This is a genomic window from Streptomyces sp. 150FB, from assembly GCF_000818195.1.
Lineage (GTDB): Bacteria > Actinomycetota > Actinomycetes > Streptomycetales > Streptomycetaceae > Streptomyces.
Genome location: NZ_JTHL01000001.1, coordinates 1,824,293 through 1,833,809 on the forward strand (window position 1 = coordinate 1,824,293; position 9,517 = coordinate 1,833,809).

Here is a 9,517-nt window from a genome sequence, read left to right on the forward strand (position 1 = left end):
GGCTGCCGCTGCTGGAGTGCCGGCCGCTCACCGAGTGGTCGGACGCGCCCGCGCGGCCCCGGGTCGGCTATCAGGCGCCGTACCGGCAGCAGACGGGCTGGCGGCCCGCGCGCAAGCGGGTGGCGTGCCCGTATCCGAACCCCGGGCGGTACGAGCCGGGTGGGCCGCTGACGCAGGGGATGCGGGTCGCGTTCTCCGGTGACACGTCCGTCGACCGTGAGTTGCTGGAGGACAGGGCCGTGGAGGCGGGGCTGCACATCGCCGGCAGCGTGTCGCGGCTGACCAGTCTGCTGGTCACCAACGACCCGGAGTCCTCGACGTCCAAGACGGTCAAGGCCGCGTCGTACGGCACCCCGGTCATCGACGAGGCGGCGTTCACCCAACTGCTGCGCGATGTCGCGCCGGCCCCGGGTCCGGGCGCCGAGGCGTCGCGTACGGCCCCCGCCGCCGCGCCCGTGCGCACCACGGTGCCCGCTCCCGCACCGCTGCCCGATCCGACGCCGGTCGTCCAGGTGGCCGCGCCGACGCTCGACGAGGCGTGAGACGCCCGTACCGCTGCCCGTCCCCTCTCCCGTACCGCTCCCCCGGCGGCAGTCCCACCCACGGCCCCAGAGACAGCCCCAGACAAATCACCCGCCAAGATGACAAGGTGAAGAGGGCCGCCTCCCGGCCATTCGGACCTACCCGGCGTCCGGTGGCCGTTCGCCGCCGAGTACCGTCGACGGCGTGTACCGCTTCCTGTTGTCCCGGCAGTGGGTGATCCTCACCCTTATCGCCCTCGTGCTCATCCCCGTGATGATCAAGCTGGGCTTCTGGCAGCTTCACCGCCACCAGACCAAGGTCGCCCAGAACACGCTGATCTCGGACAACCTCAAGTCGAAGCCCGTTCCCGTCACCGATCTCACCTCACCCGGACACACCGTCCCCGAGGCCGACTTCTGGCGGAGGGTCACCGCCACCGGCACCTTCGACCCCGCGCACGAGGTCGTCGTACGCCGCAGGACCTCCAACGACGGCCAGGTCGGCTACCACGTCCTGGTCCCGCTCGTCCTGCGCGGCGGCGACACCGTCATCGTCAACCGGGGCTGGATCGACTCGAACGGCGACCAGCAGGCCTTCCCCAAGATCCCGGGCCTGCCCACGGGCACGGTCACCGTCACCGGCCTCCTCCAGGGTGACGAGACGACGGCGGCCAGCGGCATCAAGAACGTGAGCGGCCTGCCGCCCCGCCAGGTGATGCTGATCAACAGCACCCAGCAGGCCAAGGCGCTGGGCCGGCCCGTTCTCGGCGGCTACATCGCGCTGAAGTCGCCGGTGCCGAGCGGCGGCAGCCCCGAGCCGATCGCCGATCCCGAACACAGCTCGATCGGCCCCCATATGGCGTACGCGGTGCAGTGGTGGCTGTTCGTCGCCGCCGTGCCGGTCGGCTGGGTGGTTCTCGTACGGCGTGAGAAGCACGAGCGGGAGGCCGCCGCCGAGCAGGCCGCCCCGGTGCTCGAACCGGTGGGCGCGCACTCCGGAGCCTGACGCCCGGCCTGACGCGCCCTCGGCTCACGCCCTCGACGCGCCGTTCGACGGTCCGTTCGAGGGACTGCTCCGCACACTGCTTAAGCGCCCCACACGGCGGGAACAGGCCACACGTGACACAACGCATCGAGGACTACGCACTCATCGGCGATCTCCAGACCGCCGCCCTGGTCGGCAGGAACGGCTCCATCGACTGGCTGTGCCTTCCTCGCTTCGACTCGGCGGCCTGCTTCGCCGCGCTGCTCGGCGACAAGGACAACGGCCAGTGGCGCATCGCGCCCAAGGGCGCCGGGGCCTGCACCAGCCGCAGCTACGTGGGTGAGTCGCTGGTGCTGGAGTCCGTCTGGGAGACCCATACGGGCACCGTCCGGGTCACCGACTTCATGCCGCAGCGTGGCGAGGCCCCGGACATCGTGCGGATCGTGGAGTGCGTCAGCGGCTCCGTCGAGATGAGCGCCTCCCTGCGGCTGCGCTTCGACTTCGGCTCCATCGTGCCGTGGGTGCGCCGTTCGGACGGGCACCGGGTGGCGGTGGCCGGGCCCGACTCCGTATGGCTGCGCAGCGAGCCCGAGGTCAAGACCTGGGGCCAGCAGTTCACCACCCACTCGGCCTTCACGGTCGGCGCGGGCGAGAAGGTGTCGTTCATCCTCACCTGGCACCCCTCGCACGAGCCGCGCCCGGCGCTCGTCGACCCGTACGAGGCGCTCGCCGACAGCCTGGAGGACTGGGAGAAGTGGGCCACGCACTGCCGCTACGAGGGCCAGCACCGCGCGGCCGTCATGCGCTCCCTCATCACGCTCAAGGCGCTCATCTACGCCCCGACCGGCGGCATCGTCGCCGCGCCGACGACGTCGCTGCCGGAGGACCTCGGCGGCGTGCGCAACTGGGACTACCGCTACTGCTGGCTGCGTGACTCGACGCTGGTCCTCGGGGCGCTGCTGGCTGCCGGTTATCTCCAGGAGGCGGGCGCCTGGCGGGACTGGCTGCTGCGAGCGGTCGCGGGCGATCCGGCGGATCTCCAGATCATGTACGGCCTGGGCGGCGAGCGCAGGCTGCCGGAGGCCGAGCTGCCCTGGCTGAGCGGCTACGCGGGCTCGTCCCCGGTGCGGGTCGGCAACGACGCGGTCAAACAGCTCCAGCTCGATGTGTACGGCGAGGTCATCGACTCGCTGTACGTGGCGCGCGAAGCGGGTCTCACCTCCAAGTCGCACGCCTGGAACCTCCAGCTCAGCCTGCTCGGCTTCCTGGAGTCGAAGTGGCGCGAACCGGACGAGGGTCTCTGGGAGGTACGCGGCCCGCGCCGGCACTTCGTGCACTCGAAGGTGATGACGTGGGTGGCCGCCGACCGCACCGTCCGCACCCTGGAGGCGGACCCGTCGCTGCACGGCGATGTGGCGCGCTGGCGTGCGATGCGGGACGAGGTGCACCAGGAGGTCTGCGACAAGGGGTACGACCCGGTACGGAACACGTTCACGCAGTCGTACGGCTCGGCGGAGTTGGACGCGGCCACCCTCCTCATCCCGCGCGTCGGTTTCCTGCCGGCGGACGACCCCAGGGTCAGGGGCACGATCGACGCGGTGCAGGCGGAGCTGGGCCATGGGCGCGGCGGCCTCGTACACCGCTACACCACCGGAGGACCGCAGGTGGACGGCCTGCCGGGGAGCGAGGGGACGTTCCTGGCCTGCTCGTTCTGGCTGGCCGACGCCCTGCACATGACGGGGCGTACGGAGGAGGCGAAGCGGCTCTTCGAGCACCTGGTCTCGCTCTGCAACGACGTCGGGCTGCTGGCCGAGGAGTACGACCCGGTGGCTGAGCGGCAACTCGGCAACTTCCCCCAGGCGTTCAGCCATATCGGAATGGTGTCGACCGCCCTGACCCTTTACGGGGAGGACGCGGCAGGATAGGCGCTAGGGGTCCCCTCCATGCCCGGAAGGCCCGCGCCGGTTACCGGCGCCGCGCCGGGTGCCGGGATCGGCGTCCGCGGGATGGCCGGGATGGCGCAGGTGCCGGTCCCGGGGTCGCAGGACGCGTCGGTGTCGGCGGTCAGGATGGTGAGCTCGGGCGGGTTCACCGCGGGTCTCCTGTGGTGAGGGCTTGGGTGATCGCGTCGGCGTAGCCATCGGCTGTCGCGGCGCCCGGGATCGCCAGGCGTCCGCCGAGGTGACGGTGATCGCGTCCGCGTGCCCGGAAGCGGCGATCGCCTGGTCGATGCGGGGCTTGGCCAGGTAGCAGGCGGGGCAGCCGAAGTCCGCCCAGATGTCGATGTGCAGCATCGCCGGTTCGCCTTACCCGGCCAGGGCGGCGGCGATCGCGTCCGCCACCGGGGTGGTGGGCCGGCCGGCCAGGCGGGACAGGTCGCCGGTGGTGAGGGCGAGCTCCCCGGCGCCGATGGAGGCGTCGATGCCGGCCATGACGTGCGGGAGCGGGTCGGGCAGCCCGGCGCCGGACAGCATCGCCGCGTACTCCTCGCCGGTGACGGCATGGTAGGGAACGTGCCGCCCGGACTGCTTGCTGACCTCGGCGGCGAACTCGGCGAAGCTCCACGCGGTGTCGCCGGACAGCTCGTAGACGGTGTCCTCGTGGCCGTCCCCGGCCAGGACGGCGGCGGCCGCCGCGGCGTAGTCGGCGCGTGATGCCGAGGCGAGCCGGCCATCGCCCGCCGCGCGGACCAGCGCGCCGTGCTCCAGCGCGGCCGGGATGTTCATGGTGACCATCTCGTGGTAAAGGCCGTTGCGCAGCAGGCTGTACGGGATCCCGGAGGCGCGGATGGCGTCCTCGGTGGCGCGGTGGTCGTCGTTGACCGGGCCGCCCTGGAGGCCGAGGACGCTGGTGTAGGCGAACAGCGCGACGCCAGCCTTGACGGCGGCATCGAGGACCACCTTGTGCTGGGCGACCCGGTCCAGGTGCATCTCGCTGCCCGAGATCAGCAGCACCCGGTCGCCGGCCCTCAGCAGGCCGTCGAACGACTCCGGGAAGTTGTAGTCCGCGACGGCGATGGTGACCCCCCGGGCGGCGAGGTCGTCGACCTTGGCGGGATCGCGGACCACCGCGGTGACCTCGGAGGCCGGGACGGTGGCGAGCAGATGGTCGATGACCAGGCGGCCGAGCCGGCCGCCGGCGCCGGTGACAATGGCACTCACGTGGGAACTCCTAATTTGAGATACAATCAAGTTATCTGGACGGTGGCGAGCCTACCTTAAGTTGATGGCATGTCAAGATAATGGGGTTGCCTGCATGAGCAGCGGAGAGGGACTGGCCGGGGAACGGCCCCTGCGCGCGGACGCGCGCCGCAACATGGAGAAAGTGATGGAGGCCGCGGCGGAGGCCTTCGCCCGGGACGGGCTTGACGTCCCCCTGGAGGACATCGCCCGCAGCGCCGGCGTACGCGCGGGCACCATCTACAACCGCTTCGGCGGCAGGGAGGGGCTGCTCGACGCGGTGGTCGCGGACGTCGCGGCCGGCTGGCTGCGAGCGGTCATCGACCGCGCCACCGGGCAGGACACGCCATGGGGCCGGTTCACCGCCTTCGTGCAGGGGATGTGCGAGGAGCAGGCCGCGGACCCCGTCTTCAACGACGTCTTCTCCCGCCGCTACCCGGACGCGCCCGACCTGCGGGCGGTCTGCGACGAGTCACTGGCCTTCGGCGCCGAGCTCATCAGCGACGCCCAGTCCTGCGGCACGCTCAGGACCGGCTTCTCCGCCGACGACCTCGCGCGCGTCTTCTCGGTCAACGCCTACCTCGTACGTGACCGCCCGGCAGGAGACGACGGCTGGCGCCGCACCCTCCAGTTCACTCTCGACGGCCTTCGCGCCCGGCCCGGCAGCACCTCGGAGTGACGCGGGACGCGCGGGGACGGAAAAGCTGGACGGGCTTCGGGGCCATGTCGCGGGAACCGTCCGGTTCCGTCATGCCCGCAGGCGCCTGCGGGGACATCAGAAGTGGGAAACTGCACCATGGATCTTGGACTGAAGGACCGCGTCTATGTCGTCACGGGAGCCTCGCGAGGCCTCGGCTTCGCGGCGGCGGAGGCGCTGACGGCCGACGGCGCGAAGGTCGTCGTTTCCGGGCGCGACCAGAAGAGTGTGAGCAGGGCGGCCGAGTCGCTGGGGGCCGGGGCCCTCGGGGTGGCCGGTGACAACACCGACCCGGAGGTGGCCGGGCGGCTGATAGGTCTCGCGAGGGAGCGGTTCGGCCGCTTCGACGGCGTACTGATCAGCGTCGGCGGCCCGCCGCCGGGGCTGTCGACGGACAACACGGACGAGCAGTGGCTGGCGTCGTTCGAGTCGGTCTTCCTGGGTGCGGTACGGCTGGCCCGCGCGGCGGCCGACGAACTGGGCGAGGGCGGGGTCATCGGCTTCGTCCTGTCGGGCTCGGTCCACGAACCGATCCCGGGCCTCGCCATCTCCAACGGGCTCCGTCCCGGCCTGGCGGCTTTCGCGAAGACGCTGGCGAGCGAGCTGGGACCGCGGGGCATCCGCGTCCTGGGCCTGCTGCCGGCGCGCATCGACACCGACCGGGTACGCGAGCTGGACGCGCTGTCGGGCGACGGCGCGGCGACCAAGGCGAAGCAGGAGGCGCGTATCCCGCTCCAGCGGTACGGGCGGCCCGAGGAGTTCGGCCGGACGGCGGCGTTCATGCTGTCGCCGGCCGCCTCGTACCTGACGGGCGTGATGCTGCCGGTGGACGGCGGCGCGCGGCACGGCTTCTGAGGTCACCTGTGGGGGCTGGGCGGCACCTCGCGGGGCGTTACGTCACGCGCTCCGCGCCGTGCTTCGCCGCCCGCAGCCTGACCTCCGCGGGGAGGCTCTTCAACCCCGCCGACTCCCGCGCGTGCGCCAGCGCCTCGCCGGTGAGCCGGCGCAGCGCGTCGCCCGGCACGGCGTGCGGCTCCAGCAGGAGGCGTACGTCCGTCGTCGGCGCGCTGCGGTGGCCGGAGAGTCTGGCCCGCGCGCGGGCCACCCCGTCCAGCGACTCCGCCTCGCTCTCCAGCACCCCTTCCAGCGCCCGCCCGCGCAGCAGCGCGCCCTCGCCGTCGCCGCTGTCGACCAGCACCTCGGCCAGCCGTCCGCGCCGCAACTGCGCGAGGACCCACCACAGCGCCAGCACCAGCAGCACCGCCAGGATCGCGATCACCACCGGCCACCACCAGCCGTCGCCGCGCCAGCGCTGCCGGCTCGCGCGGCTCAGCAGCACGTCACCGGGGTCGTTGTACGGCCACGACTTCGGCACGGACCAGCCCTGTCCGGCCGCCATCGCGGCGCCGCCCACACAGAGCAGGATCAGACCGGCGAGGCAGAGCAGCGCGCGGTTGACCACCCGGATCATCCCGTCACCCCTTCTTCGTGGGCCTGCGTACGTGCACGGAGAGGCCGAGCGGTCTGGAGAGGCCCAGCTCGTCGATGCCGGTGGACACCGCGCCGTCCAGGTCGGCCCGTACGTCGTCGAGTTCGCGGAAGTGGGACCGGGCGCGCACCGTGACCTTGGCGTGCTTCATCCGTACCCGTACGGACTGCACCCCGGACACCTCCATCGCGCGGTCGCGCAGCACGAGCGAGGCCGCCGCACGGTCGAGGCCCGCCCGTACGTGGGGGAAGTCCCGCCGCATCGGCAGCAGCGCCCGCAGGCCCGGGGTGAGGGCGAGCAGGATCAGCCAGACCCCCACGGCCATGGCGACGCACGCGCCCACCACCACCCAGGTCTCGTTCAGGGGCTGTTTGGCGAGCTGTTCGGCGAGCTTGCGCCGCCAGTACATCGCGGGGTGTCCCGCCCGTACGGCCGCGATGTCGTACAGCATCAGCCCCGCAGCGCCGAGCAGGATGAGGGAGACGATCGTGGCGGGGATCCGGCGGGCGGACCAGAACCGGCTCGCTCTGCCGCCCGCGCCCTCCACGACGGTCGCGGACTTCTGCGAACGCTCGTACCGCGCGGCGGACGCCGACTGGTCCAGTTCGCTGACGCGCTCGGTCATCGGATCCCTCCCCTGTTCGCCTGACGGGAGTGGACGGAGTACAGCCGCTCGACCCGCACCTCGACCTCGGGCACGTCCATCCCTGCCAACGCCTTTACCCGCTCGGCGACTTGACCACGCACCTCGCCGCACTGGGCACCGATGTCGGCCGGATAGTCCAGTTCGAGACCGATCCGTACGCGCGCGCTGCCGTGGCGCACCGTCACCATGGCTGTGGGGGCCTTGCCGCCCTCCGGTACGCCGTTGAGCGCCTCTTTGGCGGCCTGTGCGGCGATCTTCGCCACGACGCGGTCGGCGATCGCGCTCGATCCGCGCTCGGCGGGCGCCACCCGGTCACCTGCCACGCGCGCTCACCGCCGCCGGTCGTCGCGGTCGCGGTCGCGGTCGCGGCTGTGGAAGAAGTCGCCCGGTTCCAGGTCGCCGTCGACGAACTTGCCGACGATGAAGCCGATCGCGCCCAACGCCGCCACCAGCACAAAAGCACCGAATCCGCCGAAGAAACCGGCGAATGCGAGCGCCATACCGGCCAACAGGCCGACCATCGCCATGTTCATCCCGCACTCCCTCTAGGGGCCTCTGGGGGCCGTTGTCTGATTCCGGCCGCCGCCGGAGCTGGAACCACGGGAGCTACTGGAGCCGTGACTCCTGCTCGTCGTCGTCCTCCTCGTCGGGCAGCTTCACGTCGCTGACCGCGATGTTGACCTCGACGACCTCAAGGCCCGTCATCCGCTCGACCGCCGAGATGACGTTCTCGCGTACGGCTCTCGCCACATCGGCGATCGCCACGCCGTAGTCGACGACGATCTCCAGGTCGAGCGCCGTCTGTACCTCGCCGACCTCGGCCTTCACACCCCGGCTGACGGACTTGTTGCCGCCGCCGCCGGGGACCCGGTCCCTTACGGCTCCGAAGGTGCGGGACATGCCGCTGCCCATGGCGTGCACGCCGAGGACGTCACGGGCCGCGAGGCCGGCGATCTTCTCGACCACGCCGTCGGCAATGGTGGTGCGGCCACGTGACGCGGGGTCACCACCGCCCCTCTTACTGAGGGAAGGCTCTTTGGGGCCGCTCTCGGTCGGATTGCGCGGTGCGGTGTCGGTCATCGCCATTCGTCCCTTTCCGGGCGGTGTGGACTCCATCGCTCACATTAGGTGCGCTTGTACCGTCTCGCGTCACGGATACGGCAGGGTGGAGCAATGACGACTGCGCGAAGCACCAACGGATGGACGGCCGCGGTACGGCGAAGGCTCGGCCTGGGCAGGCTGCTCCCGCTGGGCGGAGCGGCCGACGGGGCGTGGCTGGTGGAGCGGGCGGCGACGGCGGAGTTGCGGCGCGCGGTGGCGGACGACCGGGCGGTGCCGGGCGTGTCGGACGCCGTGCTGGGCGCGTTGCGGATCTCGCTGGCCGACCCGGAGGCCGCGGTGGTACCGGCCGTACCGCTCCCGCCGAGCGCGCTGCCGCCGGGTGATCTCCGTATCGAGGCGGAGTTCGCCGCGGGGGCGGGCGAGCCGCTGCCGGTGATCGCGGCCCGACTGCGTTCGGCCTTGTTCGACTGCGCGGTGAAGCAGCTCGGGCTGCGGGTGACCGAGGTCGACCTCCGGGCGACGGGGCTGCTGAACGCCGGGGATGTCCCGCCGGGACCGGACGGGAATTCCCCGGAGGCCACTGGGCCGAACGAGGGACACGCGGTGTCGCCGGTGGGCGCCCCGGCGCTCGCCGCCGCCGCTGTGCCGGGGGTCGCGTACCTGACGGAGGCGCTGGACGGCACGGTACACATCGAACCGGACCGGATCCGGGTCGAGCTGGCGACGGCGGCGGGGCACCGCCCGCTCGATGTGGCACGGGCGGTGCGTACGGCGGTCACGGCGGCGGTACGGGGGGCACCGGCGGTGGCGGTCCTGGTCACGGCGGTGGAGGTGGCGGAGCGCGGCGGACCGCTCCCGCCGACCGCGAGCGCGAGCGCGACTCCGGCCCCGAGCGCCAGCCCGAGCGGCTTCTAGTCGGCGATCCCGGCCAGGTCGCG

At 72.1% G+C, this 9,517-nt stretch carries 12 protein-coding genes; 6 read left to right on the forward strand and 6 right to left on the reverse strand.

What is annotated here, in order from left to right:
• The 3 genes from QR77_RS07490 to QR77_RS07500 all read left to right on the forward strand — a co-directional run.
• Positions 1–542 (forward strand): BRCT domain-containing protein (locus QR77_RS07490; protein WP_347359773.1); only part of this gene is annotated, 542 nt, incomplete at its 5' end.
• A 184-nt stretch (positions 543–726) separates the two neighbouring features.
• A complete protein-coding gene (locus tag QR77_RS07495) occupies positions 727–1,527 on the forward strand; it encodes an SURF1 family protein (RefSeq protein ID WP_040020458.1) in 801 nt (266 codons plus the stop codon).
• Between the two features lie 113 nt (positions 1,528–1,640).
• Entirely contained in the window at positions 1,641–3,431 is a 1,791-nt protein-coding gene (locus QR77_RS07500) for a glycoside hydrolase family 15 protein (protein WP_040020459.1), read from the forward strand.
• 381 nt (positions 3,432–3,812) lie between these two features.
• On the opposite strand, the gene QR77_RS07505 is transcribed toward QR77_RS07500, so the two are convergent.
• Entirely contained in the window at positions 3,813–4,667 is an 855-nt protein-coding gene (locus tag QR77_RS07505) for an NAD(P)H-binding protein (protein ID WP_040020461.1), read from the reverse strand.
• Positions 4,668–4,761: 94 nt separating this feature from the next.
• Here QR77_RS07505 and QR77_RS07510 point away from each other — a divergent pair, with 94 nt between their 5' ends.
• A complete protein-coding gene (locus QR77_RS07510; protein WP_052488589.1) occupies positions 4,762–5,364 on the forward strand; it encodes a TetR/AcrR family transcriptional regulator in 603 nt (200 codons plus the stop codon).
• A gap of 117 nt (positions 5,365–5,481) precedes the next feature.
• Positions 5,482–6,237 (forward strand): SDR family oxidoreductase, encoded by a 756-nt coding sequence (locus QR77_RS07515; RefSeq protein ID WP_040020462.1) that lies wholly within the window; start codon positions 5,482–5,484, stop codon positions 6,235–6,237.
• 37 nt (positions 6,238–6,274) lie between these two features.
• On the opposite strand, the gene amaP is transcribed toward QR77_RS07515, so the two are convergent.
• The 5 genes from amaP to QR77_RS07540 form a co-directional block, all read right to left on the reverse strand.
• On the reverse strand, positions 6,275–6,853 hold the full coding sequence (amaP, locus tag QR77_RS07520; RefSeq protein WP_040020463.1) for an alkaline shock response membrane anchor protein AmaP: 579 nt from the start codon (positions 6,851–6,853) through the stop codon (positions 6,275–6,277).
• 4 nt (positions 6,854–6,857) lie between these two features.
• Positions 6,858–7,496: a DUF6286 domain-containing protein gene (locus QR77_RS07525; protein WP_078876532.1), complete on the reverse strand. Its 639-nt coding sequence runs from the start codon at positions 7,494–7,496 to the stop codon at positions 6,858–6,860.
• A complete protein-coding gene (locus tag QR77_RS07530) occupies positions 7,493–7,840 on the reverse strand; it encodes an iron-sulfur cluster assembly protein (RefSeq protein WP_040020464.1) in 348 nt (115 codons plus the stop codon). The genes QR77_RS07525 and QR77_RS07530 overlap by 4 nt, the downstream gene beginning before the upstream one ends.
• Before the next feature lie 6 nt (positions 7,841–7,846).
• Positions 7,847–8,050 (reverse strand): hypothetical protein, encoded by a 204-nt coding sequence (locus QR77_RS07535; RefSeq protein WP_040020466.1) that lies wholly within the window; start codon positions 8,048–8,050, stop codon positions 7,847–7,849.
• A 73-nt stretch (positions 8,051–8,123) separates the two neighbouring features.
• Entirely contained in the window at positions 8,124–8,597 is a 474-nt protein-coding gene (locus tag QR77_RS07540; protein WP_040027474.1) for an Asp23/Gls24 family envelope stress response protein, read from the reverse strand.
• Positions 8,598–8,690: 93 nt separating this feature from the next.
• Here QR77_RS07540 and QR77_RS07545 point away from each other — a divergent pair, with 93 nt between their 5' ends.
• Positions 8,691–9,494: a hypothetical protein gene (locus QR77_RS07545; protein ID WP_063798011.1), complete on the forward strand. Its 804-nt coding sequence runs from the start codon at positions 8,691–8,693 to the stop codon at positions 9,492–9,494.
• Positions 9,495–9,517: the final 23 nt, after the last annotated feature.